Source organism: Alteromonas sp. S005 (genome assembly GCF_036864475.1).
GTDB lineage: Bacteria > Pseudomonadota > Gammaproteobacteria > Enterobacterales > Alteromonadaceae > Alteromonas.
In genome coordinates this window covers 1-17,331 of sequence record NZ_JAZETN010000015.1, presented here as the reverse complement: position 1 = coordinate 17,331, position 17,331 = coordinate 1, and the positions used below count along the sequence as shown (strand labels likewise).

19 protein-coding genes are annotated in these 17,331 nt (G+C 44.7%); 5 read left to right on the top strand and 14 right to left on the bottom strand.

The features are described 5' to 3' along the window. Nucleotides 1-54: 54 nt before the first annotated feature. Nucleotides 55-1,365, bottom strand: coding sequence for a lipid IV(A) 3-deoxy-D-manno-octulosonic acid transferase (gene waaA, locus V7R55_RS15460; protein WP_334060183.1), 1,311 nt, complete (start codon nucleotides 1,363-1,365; stop codon nucleotides 55-57). 129 nt (nucleotides 1,366-1,494) lie between these two features. Between waaA and V7R55_RS15455 the strand changes: the two genes are divergently transcribed. Together V7R55_RS15455 and V7R55_RS15450 are read left to right on the top strand one after the other, a co-directional pair. Next, nucleotides 1,495-2,568 (top strand): glycosyltransferase family 9 protein, encoded by a 1,074-nt coding sequence (locus tag V7R55_RS15455; protein WP_334060182.1) that lies wholly within the window; start codon nucleotides 1,495-1,497, stop codon nucleotides 2,566-2,568. Nucleotide 2,569: 1 nt separating this feature from the next. Further along, complete coding sequence (locus V7R55_RS15450) at nucleotides 2,570-3,676, top strand: glycosyltransferase family 4 protein (RefSeq protein ID WP_334060181.1); 1,107 nt, start codon at nucleotides 2,570-2,572, stop codon at nucleotides 3,674-3,676. A 121-nt stretch (nucleotides 3,677-3,797) separates the two neighbouring features. Here the strand turns inward: V7R55_RS15450 and rpsQ are convergent, their stop codons facing one another. The 11 genes from rpsQ to rpsJ are packed head-to-tail and all read right to left on the bottom strand — an operon-like array spanning nucleotide 3,798 to nucleotide 8,735. Then, nucleotides 3,798-4,055 carry a 30S ribosomal protein S17 gene (gene rpsQ, locus V7R55_RS15445; protein WP_012516966.1) on the bottom strand — a complete coding sequence of 86 codons (258 nt, stop codon included), beginning with the start codon at nucleotides 4,053-4,055 and terminating at the stop codon, nucleotides 3,798-3,800. Continuing rightward, nucleotides 4,055-4,246, bottom strand: coding sequence for a 50S ribosomal protein L29 (gene rpmC, locus V7R55_RS15440; protein ID WP_012516965.1), 192 nt, complete (start codon nucleotides 4,244-4,246; stop codon nucleotides 4,055-4,057). The genes rpsQ and rpmC overlap by 1 nt, the downstream gene beginning before the upstream one ends. After that, on the bottom strand, nucleotides 4,246-4,656 hold the full coding sequence (rplP, locus tag V7R55_RS15435; RefSeq protein ID WP_012516964.1) for a 50S ribosomal protein L16: 411 nt from the start codon (nucleotides 4,654-4,656) through the stop codon (nucleotides 4,246-4,248). Before rplP ends, rpmC begins: the two co-directional genes overlap by 1 nt. 2 nt (nucleotides 4,657-4,658) lie before the next feature. Beyond that, entirely contained in the window at nucleotides 4,659-5,363 is a 705-nt protein-coding gene (gene rpsC / locus V7R55_RS15430; protein ID WP_014947978.1) for a 30S ribosomal protein S3, read from the bottom strand. Nucleotides 5,364-5,372: 9 nt separating this feature from the next. Next, on the bottom strand, nucleotides 5,373-5,705 hold the full coding sequence (gene rplV, locus V7R55_RS15425) for a 50S ribosomal protein L22 (protein ID WP_012516962.1): 333 nt from the start codon (nucleotides 5,703-5,705) through the stop codon (nucleotides 5,373-5,375). A gap of 11 nt (nucleotides 5,706-5,716) precedes the next feature. Continuing rightward, a complete protein-coding gene (rpsS, locus tag V7R55_RS15420) occupies nucleotides 5,717-5,992 on the bottom strand; it encodes a 30S ribosomal protein S19 (RefSeq protein ID WP_012516961.1) in 276 nt (91 codons plus the stop codon). A 15-nt stretch (nucleotides 5,993-6,007) separates the two neighbouring features. Next, nucleotides 6,008-6,832, bottom strand: coding sequence for a 50S ribosomal protein L2 (gene rplB / locus V7R55_RS15415; RefSeq protein ID WP_012516960.1), 825 nt, complete (start codon nucleotides 6,830-6,832; stop codon nucleotides 6,008-6,010). Between the two features lie 14 nt (nucleotides 6,833-6,846). Beyond that, a complete protein-coding gene (gene rplW / locus V7R55_RS15410) occupies nucleotides 6,847-7,146 on the bottom strand; it encodes a 50S ribosomal protein L23 (protein WP_012516959.1) in 300 nt (99 codons plus the stop codon). Beyond that, the gene (gene rplD / locus V7R55_RS15405; protein WP_118490523.1) at nucleotides 7,143-7,748 is read right to left on the bottom strand and encodes a 50S ribosomal protein L4; all 606 of its coding nucleotides are present in this window, start codon (nucleotides 7,746-7,748) and stop codon (nucleotides 7,143-7,145) included. The genes rplW and rplD overlap by 4 nt, the downstream gene beginning before the upstream one ends. A gap of 18 nt (nucleotides 7,749-7,766) precedes the next feature. Then, a complete protein-coding gene (gene rplC, locus V7R55_RS15400; RefSeq protein ID WP_014947975.1) occupies nucleotides 7,767-8,405 on the bottom strand; it encodes a 50S ribosomal protein L3 in 639 nt (212 codons plus the stop codon). A gap of 18 nt (nucleotides 8,406-8,423) precedes the next feature. Next, nucleotides 8,424-8,735, bottom strand: a complete 312-nt coding sequence (gene rpsJ / locus V7R55_RS15395) for a 30S ribosomal protein S10 (protein WP_010179497.1) — start codon at nucleotides 8,733-8,735, stop codon at nucleotides 8,424-8,426. Nucleotides 8,736-9,165: 430 nt separating this feature from the next. Here rpsJ and V7R55_RS15390 point away from each other — a divergent pair, with 430 nt between their 5' ends. Then, nucleotides 9,166-11,382 (top strand): GspE/PulE family protein, encoded by a 2,217-nt coding sequence (locus V7R55_RS15390; protein ID WP_334060180.1) that lies wholly within the window; start codon nucleotides 9,166-9,168, stop codon nucleotides 11,380-11,382. A gap of 63 nt (nucleotides 11,383-11,445) precedes the next feature. Here the strand turns inward: V7R55_RS15390 and acnA are convergent, their stop codons facing one another. Continuing rightward, nucleotides 11,446-14,163: an aconitate hydratase AcnA gene (gene acnA, locus V7R55_RS15385; protein WP_334060179.1), complete on the bottom strand. Its 2,718-nt coding sequence runs from the start codon at nucleotides 14,161-14,163 to the stop codon at nucleotides 11,446-11,448. 473 nt (nucleotides 14,164-14,636) lie between these two features. On the opposite strand from acnA, the gene V7R55_RS15380 reads away from it, so the two are divergent. Together V7R55_RS15380 and gpmA are read left to right on the top strand one after the other, a co-directional pair. Beyond that, nucleotides 14,637-15,098 carry a cupin domain-containing protein gene (locus V7R55_RS15380; RefSeq protein WP_334060178.1) on the top strand — a complete coding sequence of 154 codons (462 nt, stop codon included), beginning with the start codon at nucleotides 14,637-14,639 and terminating at the stop codon, nucleotides 15,096-15,098. 176 nt (nucleotides 15,099-15,274) lie between these two features. After that, entirely contained in the window at nucleotides 15,275-16,021 is a 747-nt protein-coding gene (gpmA, locus tag V7R55_RS15375) for a 2,3-diphosphoglycerate-dependent phosphoglycerate mutase (RefSeq protein ID WP_012516952.1), read from the top strand. A gap of 124 nt (nucleotides 16,022-16,145) precedes the next feature. On the opposite strand, the gene V7R55_RS15370 is transcribed toward gpmA, so the two are convergent. After that, on the bottom strand, nucleotides 16,146-17,147 hold the full coding sequence (locus V7R55_RS15370; RefSeq protein WP_334060177.1) for a branched-chain amino acid aminotransferase: 1,002 nt from the start codon (nucleotides 17,145-17,147) through the stop codon (nucleotides 16,146-16,148). Nucleotides 17,148-17,331 lie beyond the last annotated feature (184 nt).

Below are 17,331 nucleotides of genomic sequence, written 5' to 3'. Positions count from 1 at the left end.
ATTAAAGTGCACGATACGCACTATTTAGGGGCCCACTTTTTAACCACAAAACAATTAGTTAACGTATTTTCGTATGCACTGAACAGTGGCCTCAAGAGCACCGCTATTTTCTTCTAGTACTTGTCGACCAGCTTGGCCTGCTTTTTTTCGCTCATTCGGGTTTATAAGCCAACTATTCACAATCGCCGACATCGCTTCCCCACCCTCTACTTTTATCAGCGCGCCACACTCTTCTAAGTAACTGCAGATAACCGGATTATTATAAGTGTGAGGGCCCATTATAATAGGAATTGAGAAACTTGCCGGCTCCAAGGCATTATGTCCGCCTTTATCAGCTATTGAACCACCAACAAAGGCGAAAGAAGCCACCGCATAGGCATCGTTTAATTTACCCATCTCATCGAGTAACACCACATTGGTATCATCTGATACAGATTTCACCTGAGAGCTTCGCACAAAGGGTAGCGATTTAGCTTCAATAAGTTTCGCTACTGCATCGAAACGCTCGGGGTGACGTGGAACAATAATGACTTTCAAGGAAGGGCTTTTTTGCCACAAGTCATTGGCCGCCTGAAGTACCGCTTCTTCTTCAAGGTCGTGAGTACTCCCCGCAACAAGTATGGGGTAATCCGCTTGACGCAAACCTAAAAAAGGGTGCTCGGGCACTGTAGCAGACGCTACCTGATCGAACTTGATGTTATTAGTAAGCGTTAGCTTTTCATCAGGAACACCAAGCCATGCATAATTTTTATAGTCGCGCTGTCCTTGGGCACAAATATGATAAAGCTTAGCAAGCATAGGGTTAAACAACTTACCAATCTTTTTATAACGTCTGGCAGACCTATCGGTCATACGGGCGTTAACGACCATTACAGGTATATTTCGTTTCCAGCATGCGTGGATAAGGTTAGGCCATAACTCTACCTCGGTAATTAGCACAGCTTTGGGCTGAATTCTTTTTAGCATTCCTGCCATGGCCATATGCAAATCGTAAGGTAGATAAAAGTGATGCACGCTGTCACTGAATATTGCCCTTACACGCGCAGAGCCTGTAGGCGTAGTGGTGGTCACCGTAATCTGACAATTGGGTTCGTCTTGCATGATACGCTTAATCAAACAAGAAGCTGCAACTACCTCCCCCACAGAAACGCAGTGAAACAAGTACCCGTCTTTTTTAGGGGCATGTGCGACGAACCCAAAGCGTTCAAACCTTCTGCGGTTATAGTCTTGGTTTCTGGTGGTACCTCTTAGCATCAAATGTAAAAAGGCGAAGGGAATAATGAACACTAATACCAGGGAATATCCCCATCGGCATATATCTTCGATAAGTGTGGGTTTGTAGCCGTTACGCTCGGCAGCAAACATAAACTGTCCTTAATGGTAAACATAAACGCATACATAATCGTTAATACAACGTGCGTCATTAAAGTGTCGTCAAACTGTGATGTTATTGCTAGCTAGTTAGCTTCACGTGAATTTTGAAAGCCTATTCTAATGCCTAAAAACGTACAACAAATTCTTTTTATCAGGCTTAGCGCAATTGGCGATATTGTAATGGCTTCTGGCCTACCGTCTAGCATAAAGCAAAGTTATTCCCAACACGGAGAGCCTGTTGAACTAACTTGGCTAGTAGAAGCTCCCTATGTCGCACTAGTTAGCAGTCAACCTTATGTCGACCACGTTATTGCGTGGCCTAAAAACGAATGGCGAGCGCTATTAAAGGCTAAAAAGTACTGGGCGCTTTTTAAAACTATAAAAGCGTTTAGAAAACAGCTTAGAGAAAAGAACTTCAAAGTAGCAATTGAAGCACAAGGTCTGTTAAAAAGCGTCTTTTTCGCTTACGTCAGTGGAGCTTCACAACGCATAGGTTTTAAGAGCAAGGAAAATAGCCAAAGGTTACTTACTGTCGCGCTAGATAAGCCAACATCACAACAAATTAGCAGCGAATATCGCTATCTTGCTAAATCACTACATTCACTTTGCTGCCCTGATAGAAAAAATTATCCAGACTACGAAATGTGCATCAGATCAAGTGGCGCTGCCATGCAGTCAGCGATACCGAAAACTAGTCACTTAGGCTTAACACAACCCTTTATAGCCCTTGCGCCTTTTACTACTCGCCCTCAAAAGCATTGGCCATCTGAACACTGGCAAAATTTAATTCACAAGGTACGTAAACACTCTAATTTACCTATAGCCATTTTAGGAGGCCCTGATGATGCAGCAAAAGCCGAAGCCTTAACCTTTGAATGTAACGGAGTAATTTCATTGGCAGGAAAAATTAGCTTAGAGGAATCCGTGAGCATGCTATCACTTTGCCATGCGTTTGTTGGTGTAGATACTGGCCTCACCCATTTAGCTATAAGCTATAAAAAACCTACTGTTGCCATTTTTGGTTCAACAAGACCCTACACCATAACCGACAATGCATATACCCATGTACTGTTTAAAGACATGCCTTGCGCCCCATGTAAACGAAAACCCACCTGCAATGGGCGCTTTGACTGCATGAAGCTAGTTACACCTGAACAAGTCTTTAATCAGCTTAAACCATATATAAGCCACTAGTATGAGCAACAAGCATGCTTCCGGCATTAACATTTTACATATCGAATTGGGAAGGCATTTATACGGGGGTGCGAAGCAAGTAACTTATCTTATCGATGCGCTAGATAAAGACGCTAGGTTTACTCAACATCTTCTTTGTGCAGCGAATAGCGAAATTAGCCATTGTAACTTTAACCGCTGTAACACCCTCTCTATTTGCTACAAAGGCGATACTGATCTTTTAGGTTTTAAGCGTTTACTTGACGCTGTAAAGCGCATTAAGCCAGACGTAATTCATGTTCATAGTAGACGTGGCGCTGATATCTGGGGAGCACTAGCAGCAAAATTCACTGGGATTCCGGCAGTATGCACCCGTCGCGTAGATAACACTGAAAGTGTATTAGCTCGCTTTAAATATCGAGAGTACGACGCTGTAATAAGCATTTCAGAGGGTGTACACAAGGTTGTCTCAAAGCATTGCGAAAAAGTGAAATACCAAGGAATTATTCACTCTGCCGTCGACCAGGAAGAATACGGCCAACCGACTGACCAGCAGTGGTTAAAGGATAAGTTTAATATTCCACAGCACCACTTGGTTATCGCTAATTTTGCACAATACATTCCCCGCAAAGGGCAAGCCGACTTGATACTCGCTATGCGGGAGCTAACAGCGCAATTTAACAACTTAACTTGCCTTCTATTTGGTAAGGGTCCGCAAGAAGAAAACTACAGACAGTTGATAGAAAGACATAACCTACAAAGTAGTGTAAAGCTGTGCGGATTTACTAACGAAGTTGCAAACATTTTACCTAATATAGACGCGCTGGTTCACCCCGCTTACGCTGAAGGCCTTGGCGTTATACTTCTTCAAGCTGGAGTAAGCAACTGTGCCGTTGTATCAACCCCCGTTGGTGGAATACCTGAAATTATAAAGCATAAGGAAACGGGTTTAATGGTAAGTGCTGGGGATGTTAGCGGGCTAGTGCAAGCAGTAAGTTTATTGTTAGAGAAACCCGAGGAAAAAATAGCATTAGGTAAAGCACTTCACCGGCATGTGAAAACACACTTTAGCATAGAGAATATGGCAAGAGAGTATGCTGCACTTTATCAACGAGTAGTGAAAGTATGAAAGAAAAAAGCAAAGTTTGTTATTGAGTAATGTGCACCCTAATGACTATCTAGGGTGGGTTAGCAAACACAAAAAAGCCGCTCGAAAGCGGCTTTTTTAAGACTTTGAAAAAAGTTAGCGATTAAACGCCAGCTTTCTCAACAACGTCAACTAACATCCAAGATTTGTTCTTAGATAGTGGGCGACATTCACGTACTGTTACTACGTCACCTTGGTTGCACACGTTGTTTTCGTCGTGGGCGTGAAGCTTAGTGGAGCGCTTGATGAACTTCCCGTAGATTGGGTGCTTAACAAAACGTTCAACTACAACAGTGATAGTTTTATCCATCTTGTTGCTAACCACACGACCTTGTACTGTACGAATTTTTTGCTCAGTCATTACGCATCAGCCTTTTGAGTCAGAATGGTTTTAACACGCGCGATGTTACGACGTACTTTTCTCAACTGATCAGTTTTTTCAAGCTGACCTGTTGTGTGCTGCATGCGTAGGTTGAACTGTTCGCGTAGCAGGTTAATCAACTCTGCGTTCAGCTCTTCTACGCTTTTGTCTTTCAGTTCAGTCGCTTTCATTACATCACCGTCCGAGTTACAAAGGTTGTTTTAAATGGCAGTTTAGCCGCTGCCAATTCAAACGCTTCGCGTGCAAGATTTTCAGGAACACCTTCCATCTCGTAAAGAACACGACCAGGCTGAATTTGGCATACCCAGTACTCAACGTTACCTTTACCTTTACCTTGACGCACTTCAAGAGGCTTCTCAGTAATTGGCTTGTCAGGGAAAACTCGAATCCAAATTTTACCTTGACGCTTAACGTGACGAGTCATAGCACGACGCGCTGCTTCGATTTGGCGCGCAGTCATTCGACCACGGCCAACTGCTTTAAGGCCGTAAGTACCAAAGGCAACAGTGCTACCCGCTGCGAAGCCGCGGTTGCGGCCTTTGTGCATCTTACGGAACTTCATGCGTTTTGGTTGTAACATGATTAGCCCTCTCGCTTAGCGTTGCGGCCTTTCTTCTTAGGTTGAGCAGCTGGTGCTTGCTCTTGAGTTGTAGGTAGACCACCTAGAACTTCACCTTTGAAGATCCATACTTTAACGCCGATGATACCGTAAGTAGTTGACGCTTCAGAGGTTGCGTAATCGATGTCCGCACGGAAAGTGTGCAGAGGAACGCGACCTTCACGGTACCATTCAGAACGTGCAATTTCTGCACCGCCCAAACGGCCGCTAACTTCAACTTTAATACCTTTCGCGCCTAGACGCATTGCGTTTTGAACTGCGCGCTTCATAGCACGACGGAACATAACACGACGCTCTAGCTGGCTAGAGATGCTGTCAGCTACTAGCTGGCCATCTAGCTCTGGCTTACGTACTTCAGCGATGTTGATCTGAGCTGGCACACCGGCTAGCTTAGATACGTAGTTACGCAACTTCTCTACGTCTTCACCTTTCTTACCGATTACTACGCCTGGACGAGCAGTGTGAATAGTCACACGGATACTCTTAGCAGGACGCTCGATCACGATTTTAGAAAGTGAAGCGTTCTTAAGTTGTTTAGTCAGATACTGACGTACCTGATGATCGTTATACAGGTTGTCTGCATAGTCTGCAGTATTAGCGTACCAGGTAGAAGTCCATGGTTTGCTGATACCCAGGCGTATACCTGTAGGATGTACCTTCTGTCCCATTATCTACTCCTAGTTATCCGCTACAACCACAGTGATGTGACTGCTGCGCTTAAAGATACGATCAGCACGGCCTTTAGCACGTGGCTTGATGCGTTTCATAGTTGGACCTTCGTCAACGAAAACTTTGGCAACGACTAGCTCGTCGATGTCCGCGCCTTCGTTGTGCTCTGCGTTAGCAATCGCAGATTCCAAAACTTTCTTTACTAGCGCTGCGCTTTTCTTCGGGCTGTACGCAAGAACTTCTAAAGCTTTCTCTACGTGTAGACCGCGAATTTGATCCGCAACCAAGCGTGCCTTTTGAGCCGACGTGCGGGCAAAACGGTGTTTAGCTAATGCTTCCATCTTCCTACCCCTTAACGTTTAGCTTTCTTATCCGCGACATGGCCGCGGTAAGTACGCGTTGGCGCAAATTCGCCCAACTTGTGGCCGACCATTTCGTCACTAATAATGACAGGTACATGTTGGCGACCGTTATGGACCGCAATGGTCAACCCAATCATATCTGGGATGATCATAGAACGACGAGACCAAGTTTTGATTGGTTTACGTTCGTTCTTTTCCACTGCAGCCTCTACCTTCTTCAGCAAGTGAAGGTCAATAAAAGGACCTTTCTTGAGAGAACGTGGCATGGTGAATCCTCGCTATTACTTGTTTCGACGACGTACGATAAGCTTATCAGTACGCTTGTTGCTTCGGGTTTTCTTACCTTTGGTAGGAACACCCCAAGGAGTTACTGGGTGACGACCGCCTGATGTACGACCTTCACCACCACCGTGTGGGTGATCAACCGGGTTCATGGCAACACCACGAACGGTAGGACGAATACCACGCCAGCGTGTAGCACCAGCTTTACCTAGTGAACGAAGCATGTGTTCTGCATTACCAACTTCACCAATGGTGGCGCGGCAATCAGAAAGAACTTTACGCATTTCGCCAGAGCGTAGACGTAGGGTAACGTAGTTTCCGTCACGTGCTAGGATCTGAGCGTAAGCACCAGCAGAACGTGCGATTTGTGCACCCTTGCCAGGCTTCATTTCAATTGCGTGTACAACAGTACCTACAGGGATGTTACGCATAGGTAGCGTGTTACCAGACTTGATCGGAGCGCCCGAACCAGACTGGATTGCATCACCTGCTTTCATACCCTTTGGAGCCAGAATGTAACGACGTTCACCGTCTGCGTACAATACTAGTGCAATGTTTGCAGAACGGTTTGGATCGTATTCTAAACGCTCAACTTTGGCTGGAATGCCGTCTTTGTTGCGTTTAAAGTCGATTACACGGTAGTGTTGCTTATGACCACCACCAATGTGACGAGTGGTAATACGACCATTGTTGTTACGACCGCCAGATTTGCTGTTCTTTTCAAGCAAAGGTGCGTACGGTGCACCTTTGTGCAGGTCAGGATTTACGACCTGAACAACGTGACGACGACCGGCAGAAGTTGGCTTAGCTTTCAATAATGGCATTTCTAATCCCCTTCTTACTCAGCACCACCGACAAAGTCGATGTCCTGACCTTCTTTAAGAACCACGTAGGCCTTTTTCCAGTCGCTGCGCTTACCGAAAGACATGCCGTGACGCTTGGTTTTACCCTTAACGTTCACAGTACGAACACCTTCAACTTCAACTTCAAACAGTTTTTCAACTGCAGCTTTGATTTCAGCTTTGTTCGCGTCTTTAGCTACTTTAAATACAACTGTGTTGTTCGCTTCAGCAGCCATTGTAGACTTTTCTGAAACGTGAGGTGCTACTAGCACCTTCAGTAGACGTTCTTCTTTCATGCTAACGCCTCCTCAAGTTGTTTAACCGCATCAGCAGTAATTAGCACTTTTTCAAATGCAATCAAGCTCACTGGGTCGATGCCTGCTACGTCACGTACGTCAACTTTGTACAAGTTGCGTGCCGCTAGGAACAAGTTCTCATCAACTTCTGGAGTAACGATTAGAACATCATTTAGTTCATATTCGTTAAGTGCAGAAATAAGAGCTTTAGTCTTAGGTGCGTCAACACCGAACTTCTCTACAACAACCAAACGGTCTTGACGGATTAGTTCAGACAGGATGCTCTTAAGTGCACCGCGATACATTTTCTTGTTAACTTTTTGGTCAAAGTCACGAGGCTTTGCTGCGAAAGCACGGCCACCGCCAACCCAAATTGGGCTACGGATTGTACCAGCACGTGCACGGCCAGTACCTTTTTGACGCCATGGCTTCTTACCGCCACCACGAACTTCAGCGCGAGTTTTCTGCGCTTTTGTACCCTGACGAGCGCCTGCACCGTAAGCTACAACTACCTGGTGTACCAGGGCTTCGTTGAATTCACGTCCAAAGGTCGCTTCGGATACTTCAAGAGCGCTTTGCGCGTCTTTCAATGTTAATTCCATCAGTTCACTCCCCAGACGTTACGCTTTAACAGCTGGCTTTACGATTACATCGTTGCCAGTTGCGCCAGGTACGGCACCTTTAACTAGGATAAGGCCGTTCTCTACGTCAACACGTACAACTTCCAAAGACTGAGTAGTCACCTGCTTGTTACCAAGCTGACCAGCCATTTTCTTGCCTTTGAATACTTTACCTGGTGATTGGTTTTGACCAATTGAACCAGGTGCGCGGTGTGACAAAGAGTTACCGTGTGTCATACGCTGTGAACTGAAGTTCCAGCGTTTGATAGCACCTTGGAAACCTTTACCTTTTGATGTACCAGTTACATCAATCTTTTTAGTGTCGTTAAAGATTTCAACAGTGATTTCACTGCCTACTTCAATATCGGCACCTTCGTTTTCTTCTAGGCGGAATTCTACTAGAGTGCGTCCAGCTTCAACACCAGCTTTAGCAAAGTGACCTGCTTCAGCTTTGTTGATGCGGTTAGCTTTCTTAGTTCCAGCAGTAACCTGAAGAGCGCGATAACCGTCAGTTTCCTCAGTACGAAGCTGAGTAACGCGGTTTGGGGTCGCTTCAATAACAGTCACAGGGATAGACGTACCATCTTCAGTGAAGATGCGAGTCATACCCACTTTACGACCGACTAGACCAATCGCCATTGTTATAACCCTCTCTTATTAGCCCAGGCTGATTTGAACATCAACGCCAGCAGCCAAGTCCAAACGCATCAACGCGTCAACTGTTTTATCAGTTGGCTCGATGATGTCTACCAAACGCTTGTGAGTACGGATTTCATATTGATCACGCGCGTCTTTGTTAACGTGCGGAGAAATCAGAACTGTATAGCGTTCTTTGCGAGTAGGTAGAGGAATAGGACCACTTACCTGAGCACCAGTGCGTTTCGCAGTTTCAACGATTTCAGCCGTAGACTGATCGATCAACTTGTGATCAAACGCTTTCAAACGAATGCGAATTCTTTGATTTGGCATCGATTAAGCTCCAATCGAAAGAACAAAAAAATTCACCTTTTCTCTTCCATTAATTCCGGAAAGAAAAGATGTGCGTAAACCGATGGTTCCCTATCGGAACCCTGTTCTTTTTTCTAGCACGCCAGCAACAGGCTAATCAGTAATGATGAATCCGTTACTTCGGCAACCACCCTAAAAGCAGTGAGGTTGCGGCTAAAAACTTCATACCCTAATTGGGCAGTGGGCGCGAATTATACAGAAAGCAGAGGGTAATGCAAGAGTCAGTTTGCTTTTTATACACATATTTTTACGCTATAACAGTATATGTAACTGTCTATAAGTAGTATTGTTGCTTTGGTGGTAACAGTATATCTTGATACCCTAGCGTAAAACATGCTTGTAGCGTCAGTAGCATAAAGGAATAGGCGCCAACATTTTTAGTAGTGAGAATATGGAAGTAGTAAATAATCAGCAAACATTTGCACAAATAAAACGCATCTTAAATAACCACTCTACGTTACTGGATGCCTACAGCCTATTAGAACCTATGATACTGGGCTTGTTTGACGCCACACGCATGAGTATTTTTCAACGCCGTCGTCAACACCAAGACCTGGTCGCCAGATTCAAAACTGGTAAAGAAACCCTAGAGATAAAAGTACCGATTAGCCCCATGTCGATTGCTGGCTACGTTGCGCTTTCTCAAAAGCCGGTTGTCATTGATGACCCTTACAATCCTACGCTACTTCAAAGCATTCACCCTCGTCTTCGCTTTGCCGATAAATTCGATAAAGGTAACGACTTTAGAACTCAAAACATTCTTTGCGTGCCAATAATGAACGCAGGAGTGTTAATGGGTGTTATTCAAATCATCAATAAGGCAAGTGGCGGGTTTACCGAAGAGGATCTCAAACGCGGGAACGCATTGGCACTAATCCTTGGTGATAAATTCAGATTTGAATTAGGCGGCACTAATAACCCCTTTGACCTGTTAGTTCACAAAAGCTTACTAGAAGAAACGACTCTCACCGACTTACAAGCGACAACACCAGACATACGCGCCTTGGTGCAGCGGTTAATATCTGAACATCGTATATCGGAAGATGAAATTGGTAACTCTCTTTCTATTCACTATCAAGTGCCGTTTATTTCTTACCTTCCGGAGAAATACCACAGGTTTGAAAACGAAAGTCGCTTAAACGTTTCTTACCTTAAGCGAAACTATGTTGCAGTTATCGCCGATGCACACGAAAAGCCCATTGTGCTAATGGCTGAGCCAAACAATGCTGCGCTCTTAATGGAAATTGAAAGCGCTATGGGCATAGATAGCTACGAAATTGCAGTGAGCCTACCTAACCTTATTCTTCAATATTTAGGGGAGAATAGCGGAAGCGGCGGCCCTGGTGAAATGAGCGACATCCTTGATGAAATTGGCTCGTCCACCGACGAAAATGAAGATCAGATTGATGAGCTTTCAGACGATGCGCCAGCAGTTGTCCGCTTGGTAAGTCGTATATTGCACGATGCTAAACGTTTAAACGCCTCAGATATTCATATAGACCCTGAAAAGAATGCTCCTACTCGTGTTCGCATGCGCGTGGATGGCGTATGTCGCGATATGAACCAGGTACCTCACTCGCATCATAACGCGGTGATTGCGCGTATTAAGATAATGTCGAATCTTAATATCGCAGAGAAGCGCGTACCTCAGGATGGCAAGCTCGCATTTAGAATGAACGGTAAACTCGTAGAAGTGCGTGTGGCGACCATTCCTACCGTAGCCGGTGAGGGTGTAGTAATGCGTATTTTGGCATCAGGCGGAGCGATGCCCATCGACAAGATGAATTTAGCGCCCACCAACCGTACACGGTTGGAAGAGATGATTAAAAAGCCTCACGGTATTTTACTGGTTGTAGGCCCCACAGGTTCCGGTAAAACCACTACGCTTCACGCTATATTGGGATATTTGAATACGCCTGAAAAGAAAATTTGGACGGCCGAAGATCCAGTAGAAATCACTCAACCTGGTCTGCAGCAGGTTCAAGTTAGTCCGAAGATTGGCTTTAACTTTGCCGCAGCACTTCGAGCATTCTTACGTGCAGACCCAGATATTATTCTTATTGGTGAAATGCGTGATAAGGAAACCGCTCACGCTGGCATTGAAGCCTCACTAACTGGTCACTTAGTACTTTCAACGCTGCACACTAACTCAGCGCCAGAAACCATCACCCGTTTACTTGACCTAGGTCTTGATCCGGTTAACTTTTCAGACGCATGCGTAGGTATATTGGCCCAGCGACTTATAAGAACCTTGTGTGGGAACTGCAAAGAGAAGTACGTGGCTGGCGAGAAAGATATGGCGTTCATTGAACGCCAATACGGTCAAGAACACTTGTCAGAACTCAATATTCAGGCCCCGCTTGAGCTTTACAAAGCCAAAGGATGCGAAGAATGTGGAAACACAGGTTATAAAGGTAGAACAGGTGTGCACGAATTATTGGGGATGACACCAGAACTTCGCTCAATGGTTTATAAAGAAGCCAGCGTTTCAGAAATGAAAGCACAAGCGGCACAGGATGGTATGCGAACCCTAGTGCAAGATGCTATTTTCAAAGTATTAAAAGGCGATACTGATATAGCACAAGTCCAAATTATTGGCGGTGAGTAGATGTCTGTGCTGGGCACAAATAAAAAGGCTGCGAATTAACCGCAGCCTTATTCTTATAAACGCTTATCGTTTTAAATACTCTCTAATTACGTAATGAAGTATTCCGCCGTTTTCAAAGTAGGTAAACTCATTTGACGTATCAATTCTGATATCCATCATAAATGAAGTCGTTTCCCCTTCATCCGACACGGCTTTTACTTCAACCTCGGTCTGCCCACGTTCAACAGCATCGATAGAGAACGACTCGTTCCCCTTAAGATCTAAAGAACTTGCGCTGTCACCTGATTTGAATTGAAGTGGCAGGATACCCATTCCTATTAAGTTAGAGCGGTGAATACGCTCATAGCTTTCTGCAAGCACGGCTTTCACGCCCATAAGTGATGGCCCCTTCGCGGCCCAGTCTCGACTTGAGCCAGTGCCGTACTCCTTACCGCCAATCACAACTGCTGGTACACCATCATCTTTATAGCGCATAGCAGCGTGGAAAATAGACATGCTGTCGCCGCTCGGGTAATGGGTTGTCGCACTTCCACGCGTGCCCGGCGCCAGTTGGTTTTGAAGACGAACGTTAGCAAACGTCCCTCTCATCATAACCTCATGGTTACCACGACGAGAGCCATAAGAGTTGAAGTCTTTAGGCTCAACACCTTGTGCCTGAAGATACTCCCCTGCTGGGCTATCGTTTGCGATGGCCCCTGCTGGTGAAATATGGTCGGTAGTGATGGAGTCACCAACTTTTACTAAACATCGCGCACTCTCGATTGCAGTCAAGGCTTCAGGCTCTTTACCCATCACCTCAAAGAATGGTGGATGCTTAATGTAAGTCGACTCTGGCCAGTCATAAACTGATGTTTTACTCACTTCCAGTTCATTCCACTCGCCGGCGCCTTTAAACACATCCGCATATTTTTCTTTAAACAAATCGCCCGTTACGTTTTCAGTAATATATCGCTGAATTTCGTCTTCAGTAGGCCAAATGTCTTTTAAATAAACAGGTGAACCATCACTTGCCTGACCCAGTGGCTCTTTGGTGATGTCTATATTCATATTCCCAGCTAATGCATACGCAACTACTAGCGGCGGCGATGCAAGATAGTTTGCCGCCACATCAGGGTGAATACGGCCTTCGAAGTTACGATTACCTGAAAGCACCGACGTCACCGTAAGTTTAGCCTTTCTGATAGCATCAGTAATGGCATCGGGTAATGGACCCGAGTTACCGATACAGGTTGTACAGCCATAGCCTACCAAATTAAAACCTAGGGACTCTAACGGATCCATAAGACCAGCATCTTCTAAATATTGAGTCACAACTTGTGAGCCAGGTGCTAATGAAGTTTTTACCCAAGGCTTACGGGTTAAGCCCTTTTCTGCGGCTTTCTTCGCAAGGAGGCCTGCGCCAACTAGCACTGACGGGTTCGATGTATTAGTACAGCTGGTTATAGCAGCAATCACAATTGCGCCATCTTCCAAGTTAAACATGTCACCTCTAAATTCTACGAACGAGTCATGATCTTCATCAACTTCATCATTGGTGCCTAGTCCAGCTTCAGCAATCAAGTCGGTCTCTTCATCAAGCACTTTGACGTCAATTTGAGAACGATGCCATTCATTGAATGCTTCTGCGGCTTTATCAAGAGCAATGCGATCTTGAGGACGCTTAGGCCCAGCAAGTGATGGCACTACTTCGCCCAAATCAAGCTCAAGTGTTTCATGGTACTGTGCATCTTTTGAATGATCATCGTGCCATAAGTGACTAAATTTAGCGTACTTTTCGACAAGTGCTATTTGGTCTTCATCTCGACCTGTAAGTCGCAAATAGTCTAACGCCACATCGTCTATCGGAAAGATACCGCACGTTGCACCATATTCTGGTGCCATGTTTGCAATTGTTGCGCGATCTGCTGTGGTTAAGTGCTTAAGACCCGGACCGTAAAACTCGACAAATTTGCCAACAACGCCGTGTTCACGCAGTTGCTGTGTGATGGTAAGCACCATGTCAGTAGCAGTGACGCCAGCAGGTAATTTCCCTGACAATCTAAAGCCCACTACTTTCGGCAGTAGCATAGTAACGGGTTGACCCAGCATTGCCGCTTCCGCTTCAATACCACCCACACCCCAGCCAAGTACGCCAAGGCCATTAATCATTGTGGTGTGAGAATCGGTACCCACAAGGGTATCTGGATATACTAAAGTCTCACCAGCTTGTTCTTTAGTGAACGCACAACGAGCAAGATACTCTAGGTTAACCTGATGCACGATACCACGACCTGGTGGGACCACTTTGAAATTGTCAAAGCTAGACTGGCCCCATTTTAGAAACTGATAACGCTCTCTATTTCGCTGGATTTCAATGTCGGTATTCTTTTCAAGCGCATCGTCTTCAGCAAAATGATCCACCATTACTGAGTGGTCGATAACCAGTTCTACGGGGTTTAAAGGGTTAATTGCTTGTGCATCTCCACCCAAACGATTAACTGCATCTCGCATTGCTGCTAAGTCGACTATTGCTGGAACGCCAGTAAAGTCTTGGAGAATAACTCGTGCCGGGACAAATGATACTTCGTGGTCTGGGTGATTTTCTGTATCCCACTTAGCGACTTGCTCAATATCACTACTGGAAACAAATTCTTCATCTTCGTGTCGTATTAGGTTCTCGAGAAGAATTTTGATACAAAAGGGTAGCCGGTCGAGCGCATACTGATTACCGATACTGTCAAAATTAACCGCCTTGAAGTTTTTGCCGTTTACTTCAAGCTGCGAAAAAGACTTATATGTCATACGCTCTCATCCTTCTTTGCCTGTTCGTGAATTTTATCTAGGTTTCAAGTTTGCTAATGTATGAAACCCGCGACGTGTTAAATCCGTCGCCTAATTTTGAAGTTTGTACGGCCTGAACGTGAAAAAAAGTTCACCTTTGATTAGTTATTGGTAACGCTTCTTTTTCCTTTAGACTTGCGTTTTTGACGTGGTGGACTAAAAAAGAGCGCTATAGTAGCGAAAGTCAACTAGTAAGAATAAATACCACTTCTGAGCAGATAGCAGCTTTTGAGCTTTCCTGACACAGACCGCTTTTGTCCTAATTACAGTTTTAGATAATTACCCATTTACAAAAATGTAACATCCCTATTTTCTTATAATCTATCAAGCGGTATGCTTAGCACTACGCTAAGCACCTAATAACTTTAAACATGCTCAACAATCGTCAAAGGGCGAGCATCAGTAAAAGTAATAACAATAATAACGAAGTTATCATGACCCATCCGCTTATTAAGAAATACAACCTTGAACCTCATCCCGAGGGTGGTTTTTATCGTCAGGTTTTTCGTTCAGAAAACAAGACTGCATCTTATGTCCATAGTGCCAGTCGACCAGCACTCACCCATATCTATTTTCTTTTACTTAAGGGCCAAGTCAGTCGCTTTCATCGCGTTTTACACGATGAGGTATGGAATCACTACGAAGGTGCCCCTCTACAGCTATTCCAAATTCAAAAACAGCAGTTGTGGGAACGCCGTATAGGCGGTGGTAGCAACGATTATGTTGAGGTAGTTGAAGCAGGTAATTTTCAAGCTGCTGCGACTATGGATGATTACTCACTTGTAGGTTGTACGGTCGCGCCTGGATTCGATTTCGAAGATTTCAGCTTTATTGAAGAGCCATCAATGAAAGAATGGATAAAAGTTGCCCATCCAGACCTGACACGGTTTATTTAATAAATCTCTTATTTTAACTGCAAAGACACGTCTTACCTGCGATTTTATAACCGCTTAAACTGGATTTTTAAGCGCCAATCAAGGATGATAACGGCAGTTTTTAAATATACGTCTGAACGTCCAACTTCTGGAATTATCTCAGACTATTTCACTCTAACGCCGCAGGTAACCCAACTATGTATAAATTGGTACTTATTCGTCATGGAGAAAGTCAGTGGAACTTAGAAAACCGTTTCACGGGCTGGCACGACGTTGACTTGACCGACACTGGTGTAGCACAAGCAAAGACCGCAGGTCAGCTACTTAAAGATGCTGGATTTACATTTGATCAGGCTTATACGTCTGTACTTCTTCGCGCTATTAAAACACTTAATATTGCACTTGAAGAGATGGGTCAACACTACCTTCCAGTTGAGCGTCACTGGCGCCTGAACGAGCGTCACTATGGTGCGTTGACTGGCTTAGACAAAGCAGAAACTGCTGCTAAGCACGGTGAAGAGCAAGTAAAAATCTGGCGTCGTAGCTTTGATATTCCACCTCCAGCAGTTGAAGACGACAGTGAGCATTTCCCGGGGCACGACCCGCGCTATAACAACGTTGATGCTGATATTCTGCCACGTGGTGAAAGCCTAAAACTAACTATCGAACGTGTACTACCATATTGGCACGACGTTATTCGCCCAGACATCCAGGCTGGTAAGCGCGTAATTATTGCTGCCCACGGTAACAGTCTTCGTGCGCTTGTTAAGTACTTAGATGGTATGTCAGACGAAGAAGTATTAGGTCTTAACATCCCTACAGGTGTGCCGCTAGTATATGAGCTAGATGAAAACCTTAAGCCCATCTCAAAAGAGTACCTAGGTGACGCTGATGCTATTAAAGCGATGATGGATGCAGTTGCCAAACAAGGCCAAGCTAAGTAAGCAAAAGCCACGTTAATACTAAAAAGCCTGCTTATGCAGGCTTTTTTATGTGTGTCTGTTTATACCAATCCGCTTAGAAAATTGCTCGCTGAGTGAGTAATGATCTATGCGGATTTGTATTAAACTAGTTTGGCACTTTGACTAACCAGTTGTGAGTATCTTCAGCTTTACCCCATTGAATATCATTCAACGCTTGTCTAAGCTTCATTGTCACAGGGCCAGCTTCACCGCTTCCCACCTGATACTCTTTATCATTATGGATAAACGTACCTACTGGTGTTAGTACAGCCGCAGTACCAGAAAGCGCAGCTTCTGTATTTGGTTTTGCTGAGCGTTCTAATAGCTCTTCAACTGTAATATCGCGCTCACTTACTTTCATGCCGTGATCTCTAGCAATTTGAAGAACGGTTGCGCGGGTTACACCGTGTAAGAAGCTTGAGTCGAGCCCCTTAGTAATGATCTCGTCACCGTCAATAAGTAAGAAGTTTGCTGCACCGGTTTCTTGAACGTCACCATTGGGACAAAACAGGATTTGATCAGCCTGCACTTCTGCGCGGGCTTTAAGGATAGGTGGTAATGCACTGGCATAATTACCGCCGCTTTTCACCATTCCCATATGTGGAGCGCACCGCATTCCAGTTTCATCTAACAACAAACGAAGGGGTTTGGCTCCTCCTGCAAAGTAATCACCGACCGGAGACAATAATACGTATAGCATTGAATCTGCTGAAGGCGCAGCAGCTTTCCCGATAGATGCTTCTGTTCCGATATGTGTTGGACGAATGTACATTGAACCTGGAGGCTCTGGTACTTCAGAAGCATATTTCGCAACAATATCGATAATCATCTTTTCAACTTGCGTTTTATCTATTTCAGGCAAATTTAAAAGGCGGCTACTTTGAGCAAAGCGCTCAATGTTCTTATCCATTCTAAAAATATTGATGCTGCCGTCTTCGTGTTTAAATGCCTTTAAGCCTTCAAAACAAGTGCTTGAATAGTGGAGCACATGCGCACCAGGGTGAAGTGAAATACTGTCTGCACTGACAAATTCGGTGTCAGTCCACTTATCGTTGACAAAGGTAGCAAGTGCCATTTGTGGCATGAATACTGTACCGAATACGGCCATTAGTTCGTCCTATTTACTTCGACTAGAAAAATACTCGACAGAGTTTACCAAAAAACGCTCACTTTGCTAAAAGTAAGTCAGATCTATTAAGGCTTTTATCGAATAAGAATGTCTATAAATACTGACAACACAAAAATAATGATGCAGAAAGCAAAAAACCCGCCGATAGGCGGGTTTCTTTTAA

Excerpts from the sequence above, each read along its gene's own strand:
- waaA (WP_334060183.1), bottom strand. The coding sequence starts at position 1,365 with ATGTTTGCTGCCGAGCGTAACGGCTACAAACCCACACTTATCGAAGAT.
- V7R55_RS15455 (WP_334060182.1), top strand. The coding sequence starts at position 1,495 with ATGCCTAAAAACGTACAACAAATTCTTTTTATCAGGCTTAGCGCAATT.
- V7R55_RS15450 (WP_334060181.1), top strand. The coding sequence starts at position 2,570 with ATGAGCAACAAGCATGCTTCCGGCATTAACATTTTACATATCGAATTG.
- rpsQ (WP_012516966.1), bottom strand. The coding sequence starts at position 4,055 with ATGACTGAGCAAAAAATTCGTACAGTACAAGGTCGTGTGGTTAGCAAC.
- rpmC (WP_012516965.1), bottom strand. The coding sequence starts at position 4,246 with ATGAAAGCGACTGAACTGAAAGACAAAAGCGTAGAAGAGCTGAACGCA.
- rplP (WP_012516964.1), bottom strand. The coding sequence starts at position 4,656 with ATGTTACAACCAAAACGCATGAAGTTCCGTAAGATGCACAAAGGCCGC.
- rpsC (WP_014947978.1), bottom strand. The coding sequence starts at position 5,363 with ATGGGACAGAAGGTACATCCTACAGGTATACGCCTGGGTATCAGCAAA.
- rplV (WP_012516962.1), bottom strand. The coding sequence starts at position 5,705 with ATGGAAGCATTAGCTAAACACCGTTTTGCCCGCACGTCGGCTCAAAAG.
- rpsS (WP_012516961.1), bottom strand. The coding sequence starts at position 5,992 with ATGCCACGTTCTCTCAAGAAAGGTCCTTTTATTGACCTTCACTTGCTG.
- rplB (WP_012516960.1), bottom strand. The coding sequence starts at position 6,832 with ATGCCATTATTGAAAGCTAAGCCAACTTCTGCCGGTCGTCGTCACGTT.
- rplW (WP_012516959.1), bottom strand. The coding sequence starts at position 7,146 with ATGAAAGAAGAACGTCTACTGAAGGTGCTAGTAGCACCTCACGTTTCA.
- rplD (WP_118490523.1), bottom strand. The coding sequence starts at position 7,748 with ATGGAATTAACATTGAAAGACGCGCAAAGCGCTCTTGAAGTATCCGAA.
- rplC (WP_014947975.1), bottom strand. The coding sequence starts at position 8,405 with ATGGCGATTGGTCTAGTCGGTCGTAAAGTGGGTATGACTCGCATCTTC.
- rpsJ (WP_010179497.1), bottom strand. The coding sequence starts at position 8,735 with ATGCCAAATCAAAGAATTCGCATTCGTTTGAAAGCGTTTGATCACAAG.
- V7R55_RS15390 (WP_334060180.1), top strand. The coding sequence starts at position 9,166 with ATGGAAGTAGTAAATAATCAGCAAACATTTGCACAAATAAAACGCATC.
- acnA (WP_334060179.1), bottom strand. The coding sequence starts at position 14,163 with ATGACATATAAGTCTTTTTCGCAGCTTGAAGTAAACGGCAAAAACTTC.
- V7R55_RS15380 (WP_334060178.1), top strand. The coding sequence starts at position 14,637 with ATGACCCATCCGCTTATTAAGAAATACAACCTTGAACCTCATCCCGAG.
- gpmA (WP_012516952.1), top strand. The coding sequence starts at position 15,275 with ATGTATAAATTGGTACTTATTCGTCATGGAGAAAGTCAGTGGAACTTA.
- V7R55_RS15370 (WP_334060177.1), bottom strand. The coding sequence starts at position 17,147 with ATGGCCGTATTCGGTACAGTATTCATGCCACAAATGGCACTTGCTACC.